Origin of the sequence: Streptomyces sp. NPDC051180 (genome assembly GCF_040689545.1) — a bacterium.
GTDB lineage: Bacteria > Actinomycetota > Actinomycetes > Streptomycetales > Streptomycetaceae > Streptomyces.
This window is the reverse complement of sequence record NZ_JBFBBC010000004.1, coordinates 114034-133713: the sequence shown is the minus strand read 5'-3', so window position 1 is coordinate 133713 and position 19680 is coordinate 114034. Positions and strand designations below refer to the sequence as shown.

General features: G+C 72.6%; 19 protein-coding genes. 17 read left to right on the top strand and 2 right to left on the bottom strand.

The genetic code is table 11. The annotated features are described in order from the left end of the window. The first annotated feature begins 33 nt into the window (after positions 1 to 33). Entirely contained in the window at positions 34 to 1389 is a 1356-nt protein-coding gene (locus tag AB0424_RS09650) for a replication-associated recombination protein A (RefSeq protein ID WP_366304144.1), read from the top strand. Positions 1390 to 1745: 356 nt separating this feature from the next. After that, complete coding sequence (rpsD, locus tag AB0424_RS09645; RefSeq protein ID WP_015032311.1) at positions 1746 to 2360, top strand: 30S ribosomal protein S4; 615 nt, start codon at positions 1746 to 1748, stop codon at positions 2358 to 2360. Between the two features lie 49 nt (positions 2361 to 2409). On the opposite strand, the gene AB0424_RS09640 is transcribed toward rpsD, so the two are convergent. Further along, positions 2410 to 4650: an AAA family ATPase gene (locus tag AB0424_RS09640; protein ID WP_366303581.1), complete on the bottom strand. Its 2241-nt coding sequence runs from the start codon at positions 4648 to 4650 to the stop codon at positions 2410 to 2412. Positions 4651 to 4831: 181 nt separating this feature from the next. Between AB0424_RS09640 and AB0424_RS09635 the strand changes: the two genes are divergently transcribed. The 15 genes from AB0424_RS09635 to nusB all read left to right on the top strand — a co-directional run bounded on the left by AB0424_RS09635 (position 4832) and on the right by nusB (position 18840). Beyond that, positions 4832 to 5269 carry a DUF948 domain-containing protein gene (locus tag AB0424_RS09635; RefSeq protein ID WP_366303579.1) on the top strand — a complete coding sequence of 146 codons (438 nt, stop codon included), beginning with the start codon at positions 4832 to 4834 and terminating at the stop codon, positions 5267 to 5269. Between the two features lie 6 nt (positions 5270 to 5275). Next, positions 5276 to 5635, top strand: coding sequence for a DUF6167 family protein (locus AB0424_RS09630; RefSeq protein WP_366303577.1), 360 nt, complete (start codon positions 5276 to 5278; stop codon positions 5633 to 5635). Beyond that, positions 5635 to 8304, top strand: a complete 2670-nt coding sequence (alaS, locus tag AB0424_RS09625; protein WP_366303575.1) for an alanine--tRNA ligase — start codon at positions 5635 to 5637, stop codon at positions 8302 to 8304. The genes AB0424_RS09630 and alaS overlap by 1 nt, the downstream gene beginning before the upstream one ends. Before the next feature lie 2 nt (positions 8305 to 8306). Continuing rightward, positions 8307 to 8771, top strand: a complete 465-nt coding sequence (ruvX, locus tag AB0424_RS09620) for a Holliday junction resolvase RuvX (RefSeq protein ID WP_030693079.1) — start codon at positions 8307 to 8309, stop codon at positions 8769 to 8771. Positions 8772 to 8874: 103 nt separating this feature from the next. Beyond that, entirely contained in the window at positions 8875 to 10713 is a 1839-nt protein-coding gene (gene mltG / locus AB0424_RS09615) for an endolytic transglycosylase MltG (RefSeq protein ID WP_366303573.1), read from the top strand. Beyond that, the gene (locus tag AB0424_RS09610) at positions 10710 to 11537 is read left to right on the top strand and encodes a shikimate dehydrogenase (RefSeq protein WP_366304141.1); all 828 of its coding nucleotides are present in this window, start codon (positions 10710 to 10712) and stop codon (positions 11535 to 11537) included. Before mltG ends, AB0424_RS09610 begins: the two co-directional genes overlap by 4 nt. Before the next feature lie 43 nt (positions 11538 to 11580). Next, on the top strand, positions 11581 to 11871 hold the full coding sequence (locus AB0424_RS09605) for a hypothetical protein (RefSeq protein ID WP_366303571.1): 291 nt from the start codon (positions 11581 to 11583) through the stop codon (positions 11869 to 11871). 114 nt (positions 11872 to 11985) lie between these two features. Beyond that, positions 11986 to 13170, top strand: a complete 1185-nt coding sequence (aroC, locus tag AB0424_RS09600) for a chorismate synthase (RefSeq protein WP_366303569.1) — start codon at positions 11986 to 11988, stop codon at positions 13168 to 13170. Then, entirely contained in the window at positions 13167 to 13688 is a 522-nt protein-coding gene (locus AB0424_RS09595) for a shikimate kinase (RefSeq protein WP_366303567.1), read from the top strand. The genes aroC and AB0424_RS09595 overlap by 4 nt, the downstream gene beginning before the upstream one ends. After that, positions 13685 to 14779 (top strand): 3-dehydroquinate synthase, encoded by a 1095-nt coding sequence (aroB, locus tag AB0424_RS09590; protein ID WP_366303564.1) that lies wholly within the window; start codon positions 13685 to 13687, stop codon positions 14777 to 14779. The genes AB0424_RS09595 and aroB overlap by 4 nt, the downstream gene beginning before the upstream one ends. Beyond that, a complete protein-coding gene (gene aroQ, locus AB0424_RS09585) occupies positions 14776 to 15222 on the top strand; it encodes a type II 3-dehydroquinate dehydratase (RefSeq protein ID WP_366303562.1) in 447 nt (148 codons plus the stop codon). Before aroB ends, aroQ begins: the two co-directional genes overlap by 4 nt. Positions 15223 to 15704: 482 nt before the next feature. Next, the gene (locus AB0424_RS09580) at positions 15705 to 16526 is read left to right on the top strand and encodes an AAA family ATPase (protein ID WP_366303560.1); all 822 of its coding nucleotides are present in this window, start codon (positions 15705 to 15707) and stop codon (positions 16524 to 16526) included. A gap of 145 nt (positions 16527 to 16671) precedes the next feature. Continuing rightward, positions 16672 to 17784, top strand: a complete 1113-nt coding sequence (locus AB0424_RS09575) for an aminopeptidase P family protein (RefSeq protein ID WP_366303558.1) — start codon at positions 16672 to 16674, stop codon at positions 17782 to 17784. A 49-nt stretch (positions 17785 to 17833) separates the two neighbouring features. Beyond that, the gene (efp, locus tag AB0424_RS09570) at positions 17834 to 18400 is read left to right on the top strand and encodes an elongation factor P (RefSeq protein ID WP_366303556.1); all 567 of its coding nucleotides are present in this window, start codon (positions 17834 to 17836) and stop codon (positions 18398 to 18400) included. Between the two features lie 2 nt (positions 18401 to 18402). Then, positions 18403 to 18840 (top strand): transcription antitermination factor NusB, encoded by a 438-nt coding sequence (nusB, locus tag AB0424_RS09565; RefSeq protein ID WP_366303555.1) that lies wholly within the window; start codon positions 18403 to 18405, stop codon positions 18838 to 18840. A gap of 298 nt (positions 18841 to 19138) precedes the next feature. On the opposite strand, the gene bldD is transcribed toward nusB, so the two are convergent. Next, the gene (bldD, locus tag AB0424_RS09560; protein ID WP_017242229.1) at positions 19139 to 19639 is read right to left on the bottom strand and encodes a transcriptional regulator BldD; all 501 of its coding nucleotides are present in this window, start codon (positions 19637 to 19639) and stop codon (positions 19139 to 19141) included. Positions 19640 to 19680 lie beyond the last annotated feature (41 nt).

The window sequence follows — 19680 nt, the reverse complement described above, 5'->3', positions numbered from 1 at the left end:
CGCTGTCGGTGCGGTGACCTAGGCTTCATGACTGTGGAGCCCGACCTCTTTACCGCAGCAGCCGAAGACCGCCAGGAGAAGGACCCGGCCAGCAGCCCGCTGGCCGTCCGGATGCGCCCCCGCACCCTCGACGAGGTGGTGGGCCAGCAGCACCTGCTCAAGCCCGGCTCGCCGCTGCGCCGGCTCGTCGGGGACGGCGACGGCGGCCCGGCCGGTGCCTCCTCCGTGATCCTCTGGGGCCCTCCGGGCATCGGCAAGACCACCCTGGCGTACGTCGTCTCGAAGGCGACCGACAAGCGGTTCGTGGAGCTCTCCGCCATCACCGCGGGCGTCAAGGAGGTCCGGGCCGTCATCGACGGCGCCCGCCGCGCGGTCGGCGGCTACGGCAAGGAGACCGTCCTCTTCCTCGACGAGATCCACCGCTTCTCCAAGGCCCAGCAGGACTCCCTCCTGCCCGCCGTCGAGAACCGCTGGGTGACGCTGATCGCCGCCACCACCGAGAACCCCTACTTCTCCGTCATCTCCCCGCTGCTCTCCCGCTCGCTGCTCCTCACCCTGGAGCCGCTGACCGACGAGGACCTGAGCGGGCTGATGGCCCGCGCCCTGACCGGCGAGCGGGGGCTGGGCGGCGCCGTCACGCTGCCGGCCGACGCCGAGGCCCATCTCCTGCGGGTCGCCGGCGGCGACGCCCGGCGCGCCCTCACCGCCCTGGAGGCGGCCGCCGGCGCCGCCCTCGCCAAGGGCGAGCCGGAGATCACCCTCCAGACCGTCGAGGAGACCGTCGACCGGGCGGCCGTGACGTACGACCGGGACGGCGACCAGCACTACGACGTGGCCAGCGCCCTCATCAAGTCCATCCGCGGCTCCGACGTCGACGCGGCCCTGCACTACCTGGCCCGGATGATCGAGGCGGGGGAGGACCCGCGCTTCATCGCGCGGCGGCTGATGATCTCCGCGAGCGAGGACATCGGCCTCGCCGACCCCCAGGCCCTTCCCCTCGCCGTCGCCGCGGCCCAGGCCGTCGCCATGATCGGCTTCCCGGAGGCGGCCCTCACCCTGAGCCACGCCACCATCGCCCTGGCCCTGGCCCCCAAGTCGAACGCGGCGACGACCGCGATCGGCGCCGCCCTCGCCGACGTGCGGGGCGGCCTGGCGGGCACCGTCCCGCCGCACCTGCGCGACGGCCACTACAAGGGCGCGGCCAAGCTCGGCCACGCCCAGGGGTACGTCTACCCGCACGACGTCCCCGGCGGCATCGCCGCCCAGCAGTACGCCCCGGACACCGTCCACGGCCGCCGGTACTACGAACCCACCCGCTACGGCGCCGAGGCGCGGTACGCCGACGTCGTGGAGCGGGTCCGCGAGCGGCTGCGGGGCGACGGCGGCTGAGCCCGCCGGGCCCCGTGCGGGACCACCTCGCCGAGCCGGTACACTGTTCGGGATTGCTGCGTCCCGTGTCCGGCCCCGGTCGGCACACCAGAACGGGACAGTCAGCGGGAGACCCGGCCCTCGGGCGGGGTTTCCAGGAGCGTCGCGCACCTTCGAAGGTGTCGCGGGCCACCCATCACCCCCCGGATTCCCGGGAACGGCGATGGGTCGTTCGCGTGCTGCACGTATGTGCCCAGACCTGGGAGCGGCTGCCCGACCGGTCCGTCCCGTACGGACCCGGCGGGTTTCCCGGCTGCGGATGCGACCTCCCCTAACCCTGGTGAAGCCGTTTTCGTATCAATGAGAGAGGTTGGTTCATGCCGAACCAGTCCCGTCCCAAGGTCAAGAAGTCGCGTGCCCTCGGCATCGCGCTGACCCCGAAGGCCGTCAAGTACTTCGAGGCCCGCCCCTACCCGCCGGGCGAGCACGGCCGTGGCCGCAAGCAGAACTCGGACTACAAGGTCCGTCTGCTCGAGAAGCAGCGTCTGCGCGCCCAGTACGACATCAGCGAGCGCCAGATGGCGCGTGCCTACGACCGCGCCAAGAAGGCCGAGGGCAAGACGGGCGAGGCGCTGGTCGTCGAGCTCGAGCGTCGCCTCGACGCCCTGGTCCTGCGTTCGGGCATCGCCCGCACCATCTACCAGGCCCGCCAGATGGTCGTCCACGGCCACATCCAGGTCAACGGTGGCAAGGTCGACAAGCCGTCGTTCCGCGTCCGTCCCGACGACGTCGTGATGGTCCGCGAGCGCAGCCGCACCAAGCCGCTGTTCGAGATGGCCCGCGAGGGTGGCTTCGCCGCCGACGGCGAGACCCCGCGCTACCTGCAGGTCAACCTGAAGGCCCTGGCCTTCCGCCTCGACCGCGACCCGAACCGCAAGGAAATCCCGGTCATCTGCGACGAGCAGCTGGTCGTCGAGTACTACGCCCGCTGATCCGGGCCCCCGGCGGAAGCCGGGGGACGTAGTACCACCTCCGCGGTGTTCAGCCCGCCGCTTCCCCGCCCTTTCCGGTGGGGGAGCCGGCGGGCTTCCGCGTTCCCGGGACCGCCGCCGACCTGGCCGTACGGAACGGGCGCGGAGCCCCGGGCCCGGCCTCGTGGCCGACGGACGCGTCCCGCCGGCCGGCCAGCGCGCGCTCCACCGCCGCGTCCACGGGCAGCGCCAGACCCTCGCGGAACGCGGCGTCGTACGCCTCCGCCCCCAGCGCCTCGCCCGCCAGCCGCTCGCCCAGCGTCCTCGGCCCGCCGAACGTCTCCGAGCCGAACAGCCGGACGCCGACCGTGTCCCACACCGGCACCGTCGCCCCCTGCAGGACCGCCGCCTCCGCCGCGTCCCCCTCGCTCACCGTCACCAGCGCGATCAGCTCGACGGCGAGGACGAGACCGACCAGGTCGTGGAACACGTGGTTGATCGCGACGCACTCGTCGAGCAGCTCCCGCGCCTCGGCGTACGCGCCCCGGGTCCACGCGGAGAACCCCAGCACGTACAGGGCGTAGGCCCGCGTCCACCGCTCCCCGCGCTCCTCGCAGACCTCCCGCACCTCGCGGCAGATCGCGACCGCCCCCTCCAGGTCGCCCCGGAACGCCCGCGCCATCGCCAGCTCGACCTGCCCCATCAGCACGTTGCTGTTCAGCTCGCCGAGCTCCCGGTAGGCGTCCAGGGCCCGCCCGATCAGCTCCTCGGCCCGCGGCATGTCGTCGGAGAGCAGCGCCAGACACCCCATCCGGTGCGTCGCGTACGCCTCCGCCAGCGCGTTCCCCGACGCCCGCGCCCGCTCCCCGCACTCGTGGAGCGCCGCCACCGCCGCCGTGCCGTCCCCCTGGAGCACGGCCACGTACCCCAGCACCCAGAGCGCCTTCAGGCGCGCGTCCTCGTGCCCGGACTCCAGCGCGAGCGCCCGCTCCAGCCAGTGCCGGCCCTCCGACAGCCGGCCGCAGCCCACCCAGGCGAACCACAGGGTGCCCGCCAGGTGCTGGGCGAGATGAGCGTCCTCCGGGAGCTCCAGGCACAGATCGAGGGCCGCCCGCAGATTGGGCAGGGCCGCGTCCGTCCGGGCCGCGACCTCGCCCTGGCGGGGGCTGAACCACTCCAGCTCGCACCAGGTGGCGAGCCCCATGTACCAGTCGCGGTGCCGGCGCCGCATCCGCTCGGTGTCCCCGAGCGCCGCGAGCCACTCCGCCCCGTACGCCGCGACCGTGTCCAGCAGCCGGTACGCGGGGCCCGCCGGGCCGTCCTCCCGTGCCACCAGCGACTGCCCGAGCAGCCCCCCGAGCACCTCCAGGACGCGGTCGGGCGGCAGCTCCGGGCCGCCGCACACGTACTCCACCGCCTCCAGGTCGAACGGACCGGCGAAGACCGAGAGCCGCGCCCAGAGCAGCCGCTCCTCGCCGGTGCACAGCTCGTGGCTCCAGCCGATCGCGGTCCGCAGCGTCTGGTGACGGGGGAGCGTGCCGCGGCTGCCGTCCGCCAGGAGCCGGAAACGGTCGTCGAGGCGGCACAGCATCTGCTCGACGGTGAGCAGCGGCAGCCGGCCCGCCGCCAGTTCCAGCGCGAGCGGGATGCCGTCGAGCCGCCGGCAGAGTTCCCGTACGGCCTCCGCGGGGCCGGGGAGGAAGAGGCCCTCCGGCCCGGTCGTGACGGGTGCCGGCACGGGGGCGCCCACCGCCGCCCGGGCCGCCGGGACCGCCGCCATCGGGGCTCCCGCCTCCGCCGCCCGCTCGGCCAGCAGCGCCACGGCGTCCGCCTCGCCCATCGGCGCCAGCGTGAACACCGTCTCGCCCGCCACCCGCAGCGCCCGGCGGCCCACCGCGAGCACGGTCAGCCCCGGCGCGTGCGCGAGGAGATCCCGTACCAGCGGGGCGCAGCTCTCCACCAGGTGCTCGAACCCGTCCACCACCAGCAGCAGGCGCCGGTCCGCGAGGTGCTCCACGAGGGTCTCCCGCGGGGCGCGCGGGGTGTGGTCGGTGAGTCCGAGGGCCTCGACGAGGGCGTACGCCACCAGGTCCGGGTCGCGCAGCGGCGCGAGATCGGCGAGGCGCACCCCGTCGACGTAGCGTTTCTGCGCCTCCGCGGCAGCCCGGACGGCCAGCCGGGTCTTCCCGACCCCGCCCACTCCCACGACCGTGACCAGGCGGGACGCCTCGAGCAGCGCCGTGAGGGTGGCGTGCTCTCCGGCCCGTCCGACGAACCGGTTCAGCTCCGCCGGGAGATTGCTCCGTCGCATGGGACACGGAGCGTACCCATCCGCGCGCTCTCCGTACAATCGGTTCCCCGAACTCCCGTCCCACGAGCGGTAATGCGGTAGGGCGGTCCGGCTCGGGCGCGATAGGGTCGAGGGACTACTTTGGGCAAGAGCCCCACGACAGACCCCACGACAGATCCGACGACACAGAGAGCGGTGCAGAGTGACCGGTGGAGAGGTTGCCGGCATCCTGGTGGCCGTCTTCTGGGCGATCCTCGTCTCCTTCCTCGCCGTGGTGCTGGTGAGGCTGGCGCAGACGCTCAAGGCGACCACCAAGCTGGTGGCGGACGTGACCGAGAAGGCCGTCCCCCTGCTGGTGGACGCCTCCTCGACGGTGCGCTCGGCGCAGACCCAGCTCGACCGGGTCGACGCCATCGCGTCGGACGTCCAGGAAGTCACCTCCAACGCCTCCGCGCTCTCCTCCACCGTCGCGTCCACCTTCGGGGGCCCGCTAGTCAAGGTGGCCGCCTTCGGCTACGGCGTGCGCAAGGCGCTCGGCCGGGACCGGGACGGCGGGGACGCGCCGCGGGACTCCGCTCGACGTACTGTGATCGTCGGCCGTACCGTGCCGTCCTCGAGACGCCGGAAGCAGAAGGGCTGAGCCGCCATGTTCCGCCGCACGTTCTGGTTCACGGCCGGCGCAGCCGCCGGCGTGTGGGCCACCACCAAGGTCAACCGCAAGCTGAAGCAGTTGACCCCCGAGAGCCTCGCGGCCCAGGCGGCGAACAAGGCGGTCGAGACCGGCCACCGGCTCAAGGACTTCGCCCTCGACGTGAGGGCGGGCATGGTCCAGCGGGAGGCCGAACTCGGCGAGGCGCTCGGACTCGACGCCCCCGCGGACCAGGGCGCGGCCCTGGACCGCGAGCTGCCGGAGCCCCGTCGCAGGGCCGCGCTCGGCCCCAGGCCGCCGCACAAGACCACGCATTCAATTCCCACGATCTCGTACAACCGGAATGAGGACCACTGATGGAGTCGGCTGAAATCCGCCGCCGCTGGCTGAGCTTCTTCGAGGAGCGCGGGCACACCGTCGTCCCTTCGGCGTCGCTCATCGCGGACGACCCGACTCTGCTGCTCGTCCCCGCCGGCATGGTGCCCTTCAAGCCCTACTTCCTGGGTGAGGTCAAGCCGCCCTTCTCGCGCGCCTCCAGCGTGCAGAAGTGCGTGCGCACGCCCGACATCGAGGAGGTCGGAAAGACCACCCGCCACGGCACGTTCTTCCAGATGTGCGGCAACTTCTCCTTCGGCGACTACTTCAAGGAAGGCGCCATCAAGCTCGCCTGGGAGCTGCTGACCACCCCGGTGGAGCACGGCGGCTACGGGCTGGAGCCGGAGAAGCTCTGGATCACCGTCTACCAGGAGGACGACGAGGCCGAGCAGATCTGGCGCGACGTCGTCGGCGTCCCGGCCGAGCGCATCCAGCGCCTCGGCAAGAAGGACAACTACTGGTCCATGGGCGTCCCGGGCCCCTGCGGCCCGTGCTCCGAGATCAACTACGACCGCGGCCCCGAGTTCGGCGTCGAGGGCGGCCCGGCCGTCAACGACGAGCGTTACGTGGAGATCTGGAACCTCGTCTTCATGCAGTACGAGCGCGGCGAGGGCTCCGGCAAGGACGACTTCCCGATCCTCGGCGAGCTGCCGTCCAAGAACATCGACACGGGCCTCGGCCTGGAGCGCCTGGCGATGATCCTCCAGGGCGTCCAGAACATGTACGAGACGGACACCCTCCAGGTCGTCATCGACAAGGCCACCCGGCTCACCGGTGTCGCCTACGGCAAGGCCCACGACAGCGACGTCTCGCTCCGTGTGGTCGCCGACCACATGCGGACGTCCGTCATGCTCATCGGCGACGGCGTCACCCCCGGCAACGAGGGCCGCGGCTACGTCCTGCGCCGCATCATGCGCCGCGCCGTCCGCAACATGCGCCTGCTCGGCGCCACCGGGCCGGTCGTCCAGGAGCTCGTGGACACGGTGATCGACACGATGGGCGAGCAGTACCCGGAGCTGGTCACCGACCGCAAGCGGATCGAGACCGTCGCCCTCGCCGAAGAGGCCGCCTTCCTGAAGGCCCTCAAGGGCGGCACGAACATCCTCGACACCGCCGTGACCGAGACCAAGGCCGCCGGCGGCACGGTGCTCTCCGGCGACAAGGCGTTCCTGCTCCACGACACCTGGGGCTTCCCGATCGACCTCACCCTGGAGATGGCCTCCGAGCAGGGCCTCTCCGTGGACGAGGACGGCTTCCGCCGCCTGATGAAGGAGCAGCGGGACCGCGCCAAGGCCGACGCCAAGGCGAAGAAGACCGGCCACGCCGACATGACCTCGTACCGGGAGATCGCCGACAGCAACGGCGCCACCGAGTTCACCGGCTACACCAACACCGAGGGCGAGAGCACGGTCGTCGGCCTCCTCGTGAACGGCGTCTCCTCGCCGGCCGCCTCGGAGGGCGACGAGGTCGAGGTCGTCCTCGACCGCACCCCGTTCTACGCCGAGGGCGGCGGCCAGATCGCCGACCAGGGCCGGATCAAGCTGCACAGCGGCGCGGTCATCGAGATCCGCGACGTCCAGCAGCCGGTCCCGGGCGTCTCCGTGCACAAGGGTTCCGTGCAGGTCGGCGAGGTGACCGTGGGCGCCACCGCCTACGCCACCATCGACGTCCGCCGCCGCCGGGCCATCGCCCGTGCCCACTCGGCCACCCACCTGACCCACCAGGCCCTGCGCGACGCCCTCGGCCCGACGGCCGCCCAGGCCGGTTCCGAGAACCAGCCCGGCCGCTTCCGCTTCGACTTCGGTTCGCCGAACGCCGTTCCCGGCGCGGTCCTCACCGACGTCGAGCAGAAGATCAACGAGGTCCTCTCGCGCGAGCTGGAGGTCCACGCCGAGGTCATGCCGATCAACGAGGCCAAGCGCCAGGGCGCCATCGCCGAGTTCGGCGAGAAGTACGGCGAGCAGGTCCGCGTGGTCACCATCGGCGACTTCTCCAAGGAGCTGTGCGGCGGCACGCACGTCGGCAACACCGCCCAGCTGGGTCTGGTGAAGCTGCTCGGCGAGTCCTCCATCGGCTCCGGCGTGCGCCGCATCGAGGCCCTCGTCGGCGTCGACGCGTACAACTTCCTCGCCCGCGAGCACACGGTCGTCGCCCAGCTCCAGGAGCTGGTCAAGGGCCGTCCGGAGGAGCTGCCGGAGAAGGTCTCCGCCATGCTCGGCAAGCTGAAGGACGCCGAGAAGGAGATCGAGAAGTTCCGCGCGGAGAAGGTCCTCCAGGCCGCCGCCGGTCTGGTCGACTCCGCCCAGGACATCCGCGGCCTCGCCCTCGTCACCGGCCAGGTGCAGGACGGCACCGGCGCCGACGACCTGCGCAAGCTGGTCCTCGACGTGCGCGGGCGCTTCTCGTCCGACCGCCCGGTCGTGGTCGCCCTGTTCACCACGGCCAACGGCAAGCCGCTGACGGTCATCGCCACCAACGAGGCCGCCCGCGAGCGTGGCCTCAAGGCCGGCGAGCTGGTCCGCACGGCCGCCAAGACCCTCGGCGGCGGTGGCGGCGGCAAGCCCGACGTCGCCCAGGGCGGCGGCCAGAACCCGGCCGCCGTCGGCGACGCCATCGCCGCCGTCGAGCGCCTCGTGGTGGAGACGGCGTGACGATGCGCCGCGGCCGCCGTCTCGCGGTCGACGTCGGGGACGCCCGGATCGGGGTCGCCTCGTGCGACCCCGACGGGGTCCTCGCCACGCCGGTGGAGACCGTGCCGGGACGTGACGTCCCGGCCGCCCACCGGCGGCTCCGCCAGATCGTCGAGGAGTACGAGCCGATCGAGGTCGTCGTGGGCCTGCCCCGCTCGCTCAGCGGGCGGGAGGGTCCGGCCGCCACCAAGGTCCGGGCCTTCGCGCGGGAGATGGCGAAGGGCATCGCGCCGGTGCCGGTGCGGCTGGTCGACGAGCGGATGACCACGGTCACCGCGACCCAGGGGCTCCGGGCCTCCGGGGTGAAGGCGAAGAAGGGCCGCTCGGTCATCGACCAGGCCGCCGCTGTGATCATCCTTCAGAACGCTCTTGAGTCCGAACGGGTATCAGGTAATCCGCCCGGCGAGGGCGTCGAAGTGGTCATCTGATCGCGATACGGTAACGTTCCGCGCGATGCGGCGGTTTTCGAACAGCTGCCGCACTAAGTACGAGGCGGATCGTCCGGAAGCCTCGCGGCTGTTTTGGGGATCGATGACTGAGTATGGCCGGAGCCCCGGCTCCGAACCGTGGCACCCCGGGGACCCGCTCTACGGGGACCAGGGGTGGGAGGGCCAGCAGCAGCAGTACCCGCACGCGCAGCAGGCGAGCCAGTACGGCCAGGCCGGTCACGGCTACGAGGACCCCTACGGCCAGGGCGGACAGGCCGGTCAGGGCTACCAGGGCGACCCGTACCAGCAGCAGCCGCAGCAGCAGCCGCACCAGCACTATCAGCAGCAGGGCTACCCGGACGCGCAGTACCAGCAGCAGCAGTACCCGTACCAGCAGCAGGGACACCCTCAGCAGCAGTACCAGCAGGAGCCCCAGCAGCAGTACCAGCAGCAGCCGGACCCGTCTCGGCAGCAGCCCCAGCAGCAGTACGAGACGGGGTACCAGGGCGGCTACGACACGCCCGGGAACCTCGGACAGCAGTACGACGGCGGCTGGGAGGCCGGCCAGGCGGCCATGGCCTACGGCACGCCGCCCGCCGATCCGTACGGCGGCCAGAACCCCGACCTCTACGGCACTCCCGAGGCGTACCCGCCGCCCCAGCCCCCCGGCCGGCGCCGCACCCCGCCGGAGCCGGTGGTCGACTGGGCCCCGGAGGAAGAGGCGCGCCCGGAGCCGGAGGAGGAGAAGCACCCCTTCTTCACGGGCGAGGACGAGCCCGAGGGCGAGGACGAGTACGACGAGGAGCCCGCCCGCGGCCGCGGCTCCCGCGGCGACGACCGCGATCGCCGGAGCAAGGCCAAGAAGCGCAAGGGCAAGAACGGCATGGCCTGCCTCGTCGTCGCGCTCGTCCTGGTGGGCGGAGTCGGCGGCATCGGCTACTTCGGCTACCAGTTCTGGCAGGGCGAGTTCGGCGCGGCCCCCGACTACGCGGGTAGCGGCAGCGGCGACGTCCAGGTCGAGATCCCCAAGTCCGCCGGCGGCTACGAGATCGGCAACATCCTCAAGAAGGCCGGCGTGGTCAAGAGCGTCGACGCCTTCGTCTCCGCGCAGCAGAAGAACCCCCGCGGCCTCTCCATCCAGGCCGGCGCCTACACGCTGAAGAAGGAGATGTCGGCGGAGAGCGCGGTCGCGCTGATGCTCGACCCGGCCAGCCAGAGCAACTTCGTCATCCCCGAGGGCATGCGGAACGTCTGGGTCTACGCACAGATCGACAAGAAGCTCTCGCTCAAGCCCGGCACGACGCAGGGCATCGCGAAGGCCAAGGCGGACACCCTCGGCCTCCCGGACTGGGCCAAGAACCACAAGAACCTGAAGGACCCGCTGGAGGGCTTCCTCTTCCCGGCGAGCTACCCGGTCGCCAAGGGCAACAAGCCCGAGGACGTGCTCCGCAAGATGGTCAGCCGTGCCAACCAGGAGTACACGAAGCTCGACCTGGAGGAGAAGGCCCAGGCCCTCGGCGTCGAGAGCCCCTGGCAGCTCATCACCATCGGCAGCCTCGTCCAGGCGGAGGGGACGTCGCACGACGACTTCCGCAAGATGGCCGAGGTCGTCTACAACCGGCTCAAGCCGTCGAACCCGCAGACCTACGGCGGGCTCGAGTTCGACTCGACGTACAACTACATCAAGAACCAGAGCAAGATCGACCTCTCGCTCACGGAGCTGCGGAAGTACGACAACCCGTACAACACCTACTTCGTGAAGGGGCTGCCGCCCGGCCCGATCGGCAACCCCGGCGTCGAGGCCATGCAGGCCGTGCTCAACCCGACCCACGACGGCTGGTACTACTTCATCTCGATGGACGGCAAGACGTCCCAGTTCACGCGGACCAACGCCGAACACCAGAAGCTGGTGGACAAGTTCAACGAGTCGAGGAAGAACTGATGGCAGCACGACGGGCGGCGGTCCTCGGATCGCCGATCGCCCACTCGCTCTCCCCGGTCCTGCACCGGGCCGCGTACGCCGAGCTCGGTCTCGGGGACTGGTCCTACGACCGGTTCGAGATCGACGAGGCGGGGCTCCCGGGCTTCGTCGCCGAGCTGGACGACAGCTGGGCCGGGCTCTCGCTGACCATGCCGCTCAAGCGGGCGATCATCCCGCTGCTCGACGAGATCAGCGACACGGCCGCCTCCGTGGAGGCCGTCAACACGGTGGTCCTCCGCGAGGACGGCCGCCGGGTCGGCGACAACACCGACATCCCCGGCATGATCGCCGCCCTGCGCGAGCGGGGCGTCGACAAGGTCGAGTCGGCGGCGGTCCTCGGGGCCGGCGCCACCGCCTCCTCGGCCCTCGCCGCCCTCGCCCGGATCTGCGCGGGCCCCGTCACCGCCTACGTCCGCAGCGAGGCCCGCGCCGAGGAGATGCGGGGCTGGGGCGACCGGCTGGGCGTGGAGGTCCGCACGGCCGCCTGGGAGCGCGCTGCCGACGCCTTCGCCTCCCCGCTCGTCGTCGCCACCACCCCGGCCGGCACCACCGACGCGCTGGCCGCCGCCGTCCCGGACGCCGTCGGCACCCTCTTCGACGTCCTCTACGACCCCTGGCCCACCCGCCTGGCCGCCGCCTGGTCCTACCGCGGCGGCAAGGTGGTCGGCGGCCTCGACCTCCTCGTCCACCAGGCCGTCCTGCAGGTCGAGCAGATGACCGGCCGCGTGCCGGCCCCCCTCGGGGCCATGCGGGCGGCGGGGGAGACGGCCCTGGCGGCCCGATAGGCTGCACCGTCACGCAGGGCGGAACACGGGGGAGTACGGCGAGATGCACGAGGCATCGATTTTGGCGTCCCGCTGGGACCTGCCGGTCGACGTCGGACGCCTGCTGTGGGCGGTGATCTTCGGTCATCTGCCGACCTGGGCCCGGTACACGGTCCTCGCCGTGTTCCTCACCCTCCTCACGCACGCGCTTCTCGGGTGGCTGCGCGACCGATCCGGCGCGACACCGGACGACGACGCACCCGTGCGGGAGGGCGACGCGCCCGCCCAGGACGACGACGCGCCCGCCCAGGACGACGACACGGCCGTCCACGAGAGCGGCGCCGGCGTCCGATAGCTGGACCGGAGGGCGGGTCGGGGCTCCGGACGTGGGAGGATCGGGGGCGGCGGGCCAGGGCCGCGCACCCGGCCGCGTCGTCGCAGTGCCCAGGCGCGAGCATGAGGAGCATCGTTGAGCAGGTTGCGTTGGCTGACCGCTGGGGAATCCCACGGACCCGCGCTGGTCGCGACGCTGGAGGGTCTTCCCGCCGGCGTCCCGGTCACCACAGAGCTGGTGGCGGACCACCTCGCGCGGCGACGCCTCGGCTATGGGCGTGGCGCCCGCATGAAGTTCGAGCAGGACGAGATCACCTTCCTGGGCGGCGTCCGCCACGGGCTCTCCCTCGGCTCCCCGATCGCCGTGATGGTCGGCAACACCGAGTGGCCCAAGTGGGAGAAGGTCATGTCGGCCGACCCGGTCGACCCCTCGGAGCTCAAGGAGACGGGCCGCAACGCGCCCCTGACCCGGCCCCGCCCCGGCCACGCCGACCTCGCCGGCATGCAGAAGTACGGCTTCGACGAGGCCCGGCCGATCCTGGAGCGCGCCAGCGCCCGGGAGACCGCGGCCCGCGTCGCCCTCGGCGCCGTCGCCCGGTCCTTCCTCAAGGAGGCCGCCGGCATCGAGATCGTCAGCCACGTCGTCGAGCTGGCCGCGGCCAAGGCGCCCTACGGCGTCTACCCGGTCCCCGGTGACGTCGAGCGCCTCGACGCCGACCCGGTCCGCTGCCTCGACGCCGACGCGTCGAAGGCGATGGTCGCCGAGATCGACCAGGCCCACAAGGACGGCGACACCCTCGGCGGCGTCGTCGAGGTCCTCGCCTACGGCGTGCCCGTCGGCCTCGGCTCCCACGTCCACTGGGACCGGCGTCTCGACGCCCGCCTGGCCGCCGCCCTCATGGGCATCCAGGCGATCAAGGGCGTCGAGGTCGGCGACGGCTTCGACCTCGCCCGGGTGCCCGGCTCCCAGGCGCACGACGAGATCGTCCGCACCGAGGACGGCATCAAGCGCACCTCCGGCCGCTCCGGCGGCACCGAGGGCGGTCTGACCACCGGCGAGCTGCTGCGCGTCCGCGCCGCCATGAAGCCGATCGCGACCGTCCCGCGCGCCCTCGCCACGATCGACGTCGTCACCGGCGAGGCGACCGCCGCCCACCACCAGCGCTCCGACGTCTGCGCCGTCCCGGCCGCCGGCATCGTCGCCGAGGCCATGGTCGCGCTCGTGCTCGCCGACGCGGTCGTCGAGAAGTTCGGCGGCGACAGCGTCCCCGAGACCCGCCGCAACGTGCGGTCGTACCTCGACAACCTGCACATCCGGTGACCGGCGGTCCCCTGGTCGTCCTCGTCGGGCCCATGGGCTCCGGCAAGTCCACGGTGGGCGCGCTCCTGGCCGAGAAGCTGGGCGCGCCCTACCGGGACACCGACGCCGACATCGTCGCCGCCGAGGGACGCGAGATCTCCGACATCTTCGTCGAGGACGGCGAGGAGTTCTTCCGCGCCCTCGAACGGGCCGCGGTCGCCGCGGCGGTCGCCGAGCACGAGGGCGTCCTCGCCCTCGGCGGCGGCGCCGTCCTCGACGACGGCACCCGCGCCCTGCTGACCGGGCTGCCCGTCGCCTACCTCTCGATGGACGTCGAGGAGGCGGTGCGCCGCGTCGGCCTCAACACCGCGCGGCCGCTGCTCGCCGTCAACCCGCGCCGCCAGTGGCGCGAGCTGATGGAGGCGCGCCGCCACCTGTACACCGAAGTCGCCCGGGCCGTCGTCACCACCGACGACCGCACCCCCGACGAGGTCGCGGACGCGGTCCTCTCGGCACTGGATCTGAAGAAGGACGCATGACGGACCAGGAAACGACCCGTATCCACGTCGCGGGCAGCGCGGGCACGGATCCGTACGAGGTGCTCGTCGGCCGGCAGCTGCTCGGGGAGCTCCCCGCGCTCATCGGCACCCAGGCCAAGCGGGTCGCCGTGATCCACCCCGAGGCGCTCGCCGACACGGGCGAGGCGCTCCGCGCGGACCTCGCCGAGCAGGGCTACGAGGCGGTCGCCATCCAGGTGCCGAACGCCGAGGAGGCGAAGACCGTCGAGGTCGCCGCCTACTGCTGGAAGGCGCTCGGCCAGACCGGCTTCACCCGCAGCGACGTCGTCGTCGGCGTCGGCGGCGGCGCCACCACGGACCTGGCCGGCTTCGTCGCCGCGACCTGGCTGCGGGGCGTGCGCTGGATCGCCGTGCCCACCACCGTCCTGGCGATGGTCGACGCGGCCGTCGGCGGCAAGACGGGCATCAACACCGCCGAGGGCAAGAACCTCGTCGGCGCCTTCCACCCGCCGGCCGGGGTGCTCTGCGACCTCGCCGCGCTGGACTCGCTGCCGGTGCACGACTACGTCAGCGGTCTCGCGGAGATCATCAAGGCCGGCTTCATCGTCGACCCGGTGATCCTCGACCTCATCGAGGAGGACCCGCAGGCGGCCCGTACGCCCGCCGGTCCGCACACCGCCGAGCTGCTGGTGCGCTCGATCAAGGTCAAGGCCGAGGTCGTCTCCGGCGACCTCAAGGAGTCGGGCCGCCGGGAGATCCTCAACTACGGCCACACGCTCGCCCACGCCATCGAGAAGAACGAGCGGTACAAGTGGCGCCACGGCGCCGCCGTCTCCGTCGGCATGGTCTTCGCGGCCGAGCTGGGCCGGCTGGCCGGGCGCCTCGACGACGCCACCGCCGACCGGCACCGCGCGATCCTGGAGTCCGTCGGCCTTCCGCTGACCTACCGCGGCGACCAGTGGCCCAAGCTCCTGGAGACCATGCGGGTCGACAAGAAGTCCCGCGGCGACCTGCTCCGCTTCATCGTGCTCGACGGGATCGGCAAGCCGACCGTCCTCGAGGGCCCGGACCCGGCGGTGCTGATCGCGGCGTACGGCGAGGTGTCGGCGTGACCGAGGCGCGTCCGGTCCTCGTGCTCAACGGCCCCAACCTGGGCCGTCTGGGCTCCCGCGAGCCCGACATCTACGGGGCCACCTCGTACAAGGGACTCGTCGAGTCCTGCCGTGCGCTCGGCGCGGAGCTCGGCTTCGACGTCGACGTGCGGGAGACCAACGACGAGGGCGAGATGATCCGCTGGCTGCACGAGGCCGCGGACCGCTCGATCCCCGTGGTGATCAACCCCGGCGCGTTCACCCACTACTCGTACGGGATGCGGGACGCGGCCGCCCAGCGGACCGCCCCGCTGATCGAGGTGCACATCTCGAACCCGTACACCCGGGAGGAGTTCCGGCACACCTCGGTCGTCGCCGCCGTGGCGAGCGGGACGGTGGCCGGCTTCGGGATCGGCTCCTACCGGCTCGCCCTGCGGGCGCTCGCCGAGGAACTCGACGGCTGACGGGGCACCAGGGGGCGTTCCCGGCCGTTCCCCCTGAGGGGGGCGGGGGCGGTAACGTTCCGGCGTCCACGGATACCAGAGGCCGACAGGCGTACGAGACGGAGTGGCACCGGATGCAGCACGCAGTGGGGGGTCCGCTGCCCTCGCCCGAGCGACCGGGGCAGGCACCTGAGCCCGGCCCCGTCCCCCTTCCGGGAGCGGCGGCCGGGCCCGGACCGGGTCCGGGGAGTGTCGCGCCGGGCGCGCATCCCCCCGTACCCCCGGCGCCGCCCCAGGGCGGCCCCTTCCCCGGCCGTCCGTCCGGCCCGCCGCCGGCCTCCGCGACGCCGGTCGGTGCGCCGTCCCCGGTGGCTCCGGCGGCCGGTCCGGTGCCTCCGGCGGGCCCGCCCGCCGGTTCGCCCCACCCCGCACCGCAGCCCGCCGCACCGCAGTCCGCCGGTCCGCCGCCCGCCGGTCCGCCGTCCGCCGGCGGACGGCTCGGTGTGCACCCGGCCGTGCAGGGCGCCGGCGCCCCGCATCCGCAGGCACCGTCCCCGCAGTCCGTCCCCGCGCCGCACGGGACGGCGTCCGCGCCGCCGCCGGGCCCCGGAGCACCGGGATGGGGCACGCCCGGGGCGATACCCCAGGCCCCGTCCGCCTCCCGCTATCCGGCCGGCCCGCCGCAGCGGGCCGACCTGACCGGCCAGGTCCAGCTGCCGCCGGTGGGCCTCTCCCCGATCCCCTCTCCGGAGCACGGGGGGACCGGCACCGCCACGCTCGCCGTCCTGCTCATCGGACCGGCGGGCGCGGGCAAGACGACGGTGGCGCGCCACTGGGCGCAGCGCCGCCGGGTCCCCACGGCCCACATCAGCCTCGACGACGTCCGCGAATGGGTCTGCTCCGGCTTCGCCGACCCCCAGTCGGGATGGAACGAGCATTCGGAGGCGCAGTACCGCCTCGCCCGCCGCACCTGCGGCTTCGCCGCGCGCAACTACCTCGCCAACGGCATCTCCTGCATCGTCGACGACGCGGTCTTCCCCGACCGGCCCGTCGTGGGCCTCGGGGGCTGGAAGCGCCACGTCGGGCCCGGCCTGCTCCCGGTGGTCCTGCTGCCCGGCCTGGAGGTCGTCCTGGAGCGGAACGCGGAGCGCAGCGGCAACCGGCGCCTCTCCGACGAGGAGGTCGCCGCCATCCACGGCCGGATGGCCGGCTGGTACGGCTCGGGTCTGCCGATCATCGACAACTCCACCTACGACGTCGAGACCACCGCCCGCGTTCTCGACGACGTCCTGGCCCGCGCGATCGCGAGTCCGCCCACCTGGTGATCCGGCCGGGCGCGGGTCCGGGTCTCGGGCCGGGCGGCCGGTGAACGGCCCCTCGCGGGCCGGTCCGTCCGCCGGTCCGGCCGGACCCCGCACGGTCGGCGGCGCAGAACAGGCCGCCGCGGCGCTCTGCTCGTAGGCTCGGAGCATGTCACAGGTGTATGCGGACCGCCGTGTACGGCTGCGCGACCGGTGCGCGGCCGCGGGCAGCCCGGCGGCCCTGGTCTCCCGCCCCGCCAACGTCCGCTATCTCGCCGGCGGATCGCCGCCGGGCGCGGTCCTGCTCGTCGGCCCCGAACCCGACGCCGACGTGCTCCTCTGCCCCGTCGCGCCCGGCGTCGAGCCGGCCGACGGACGGCTCGACGAGCTGCTGAGGCAGCAGGTCCTGCCGACGGGCGGAGGCGATCCGGCCGTCGCTGCCGTCGACCTGGCCCGCCTGGCCGGCGCCGACGCGCTCGCCGTCGAGGAGCACGACCTCACGGTCGCCCGGCACCGGGCGATGGGTTCCGCCGCCCCCGGACTGCACCTCGCCGACCTCGCCTGCGCCGTGGAACAGCTCAGGATCGTCAAGGACGAGGACGAGATCGCCTGTCTGCGGATCGCCGCCGAGATCGCCGACCAGGCCCTCGGCGAGCTTCTGGAGTCGATCCTCGTGGGACGGACCGAGCGTCATCTGGCCCTGGAGCTGGAGCGCCGCCTCGTTGACCACGGCGCCGACGGCGCCGCCTTCCCCACCTCCGTGGCCACCGGACCGCACTCCGGACGCCGCGGGCACCGGCCGACCGACCGCCGGGTCGAGGAGGGCGATTTCCTCTCCGTCTGCCTGGGTGCGGACTACCGGGGCTACCGGTGCGAGATCGGCCGCACCTTCGTCATCGGCACCACCCCGGCCGACTGGCAGATCGAGCTGTACGAACTCGTCTTCGCCGCTCAGCGGGCCGGAAGGGAGTCCCTCGCGCCGGGCGCCGGCTACCGGGACGTGGACCGCGCGGCCCGCCAGATCCTGGACGCGGCGGGGCACGCGGAGGCCGTCGTGCCCCTCATCGGGCACGGGGTGGGGCTCGAAATCGACGAGGACCCGCAGCTCTCACCCTCGGCCATGGGTAAACTGGACGCTTGTGTGCCGGTCACCGTCGAACCGGGGGTCCACCTCCCGGGCCGGGGCGGGGTCCGGATCGATGACACGCTCGTCGTGCGCCAGGAGGCGGACGGCGGACCCGAGCTACTCACCATCACGACCAAGGAGCTGCTCGCGCTGTAAGGCGCGTACGCCTCCACGGTCCCACGTCAGTCCAGGAGATTCCGCAACCGTGGCTTCCACGAACGACCTCAAGAACGGCATGGTGCTCAAGCTCGAAGGCGGCCAGCTCTGGTCCGTCGTCGAGTTCCAGCACGTCAAGCCCGGCAAGGGCCCGGCCTTCGTGCGCACCAAGCTCAAGAACGTGCTGTCCGGCAAGGTCGTCGACAAGACCTTCAACGCCGGCGTGAAGGTCGAGACGGCCACCATCGACCGCCGCGACATGCAGTTCTCCTACATGGACGGCGACTACTTCGTCTTCATGGACATGGAGACCTACGACCAGCTGCACGTCGACCGCAAGTCGGTCGGCGACGCGGCCAACTTCCTGATCGAGGGCTTCACCGCCTCGGTCGCGCAGCACGAGGGTTCGGTGCTCTACGTCGAGCTCCCGGCCGCCGTCGTCCTGACGATCGAGCACACCGACCCGGGCGTCCAGGGCGACCGCTCCACCGGCGGCACCAAGCCCGCCAAGCTGGAGACCGGCCACGAGATCCAGGTCCCCCTCTTCGTCACCACCGGTGAGAAGGTCAAGGTCGACACGCGGACCAGCGACTACCTCGGCCGGGTGAACGACTAACCGTGGCCGCTCGGAGCAAGGCCCGTAAGCGCGCCTTCCAGATCCTCTTCGAGGCCGACCAGCGCGGTGCCTCCGTCCAGGAGGTCCTCGCCGACCAGGTGCGGCACGCGCGGTCGGACGACCGCCAGCCGCCGGTCAGCGACTTCACCATGCAGCTGGTCGAGGGGTACGCGTCCCACGTGACGCGCATCGACGAGCTCATCGCGACCTACGCGGTGGACTGGGACCTCGACCGGATGCCCGTCGCCGACCGGAACATCGTGCGCCTCGGTGCGTACGAGGTGATCTGGGAGGACGGCACGCCGGACGCGGTCGCGATCGACGAGGCCGTCCAGCTCGCCAAGGAGTTCTCCACGGACGAGTCCCCGACCTTCGTCAACGGTCTGCTGGCGCGCTTCAAGGACCTGAAGCCGCGTCTGCGCCGCGACACCGAGGACTGAGTCCTCAGGCCGTACCCGGCAGTCGAAGGGGCCCGCAGCTCATCTGCTGCGGGCCCCTTCGGCGTCCTCAAGGTCCCCGAGGAGCCACCCCATGCTCCCTGCGGCCGGGTACGGGGTGCCCAGGGCCTCCGCGGACCGCTCGGCGCCTCCATGGACCCGCGGCCACCCCGGGGGCCGTCACGCCGCCCGTGAGGCGTTCCGCGGGGCCGGGGACAGCACAGGGCCCGTGGACATCGGGTGATGTCCACGGGCCCGGCGGTACGTTTCTTCTCTGACCTGAGAAGTGCGGAGCGGAAGGTCAGTTGTCCTCGTGGGCGACCGCGCGGCGCGCGTCGGCATCGAGAACGCCCCAGCTGATCAGCTGCTCGGTGAGGACCGAGGGGGACTGGTCGTAGATGACGGCCAGGGTGCGCAGGTCGTCCTGGCGGATCGACAGCACCTTGCCGTTGTAGTCGCCGCGCTGCGACTGGATCGTCGCCGCGTAGCGCTGGAGCGGGCCGGCCTTCTCCTGGGGGACGTGCGCCAGGCGCTCCAGGTCCAGGACCAGCTTCGGCGGCGGCTCGGCGGCCCCGCCCGGGGTCGTGCCAGGCAGCAGTTCCTGCACCGGCACACCGTAGAAATCGGCCAGCTCGGCAAGACGCTGCACGGTCACCGCACGGTCACCACGCTCGTACGAGCCGACCACGACGGCCTTCCAGCGCCCCTGGGACTTCTCCTCCACCCCGTGGAGGGACAGACCCTGCTGGGTGCGGATGGCACGGAGTTTGGCCCCGAGCTGCTTTGCGTATTCGCTGGACATAACGCTCCCGGACGCTGTGACGACATGCGGCTGCGCCGCGC

Excerpts from the sequence above, each read along its gene's own strand:
- bldD (WP_017242229.1), bottom strand. The coding sequence starts at position 19,639 with ATGTCCAGCGAATACGCAAAGCAGCTCGGGGCCAAACTCCGTGCCATC.
- AB0424_RS09630 (WP_366303577.1), top strand. The coding sequence starts at position 5,276 with ATGTTCCGCCGCACGTTCTGGTTCACGGCCGGCGCAGCCGCCGGCGTG.
- AB0424_RS09575 (WP_366303558.1), top strand. The coding sequence starts at position 16,672 with ATGTCACAGGTGTATGCGGACCGCCGTGTACGGCTGCGCGACCGGTGC.
- mltG (WP_366303573.1), top strand. The coding sequence starts at position 8,875 with ATGACTGAGTATGGCCGGAGCCCCGGCTCCGAACCGTGGCACCCCGGG.
- ruvX (WP_030693079.1), top strand. The coding sequence starts at position 8,307 with ATGCGCCGCGGCCGCCGTCTCGCGGTCGACGTCGGGGACGCCCGGATC.
- aroB (WP_366303564.1), top strand. The coding sequence starts at position 13,685 with ATGACGGACCAGGAAACGACCCGTATCCACGTCGCGGGCAGCGCGGGC.
- alaS (WP_366303575.1), top strand. The coding sequence starts at position 5,635 with ATGGAGTCGGCTGAAATCCGCCGCCGCTGGCTGAGCTTCTTCGAGGAG.
- AB0424_RS09605 (WP_366303571.1), top strand. The coding sequence starts at position 11,581 with ATGCACGAGGCATCGATTTTGGCGTCCCGCTGGGACCTGCCGGTCGAC.
- AB0424_RS09640 (WP_366303581.1), bottom strand. The coding sequence starts at position 4,650 with ATGCGACGGAGCAATCTCCCGGCGGAGCTGAACCGGTTCGTCGGACGG.
- rpsD (WP_015032311.1), top strand. The coding sequence starts at position 1,746 with ATGCCGAACCAGTCCCGTCCCAAGGTCAAGAAGTCGCGTGCCCTCGGC.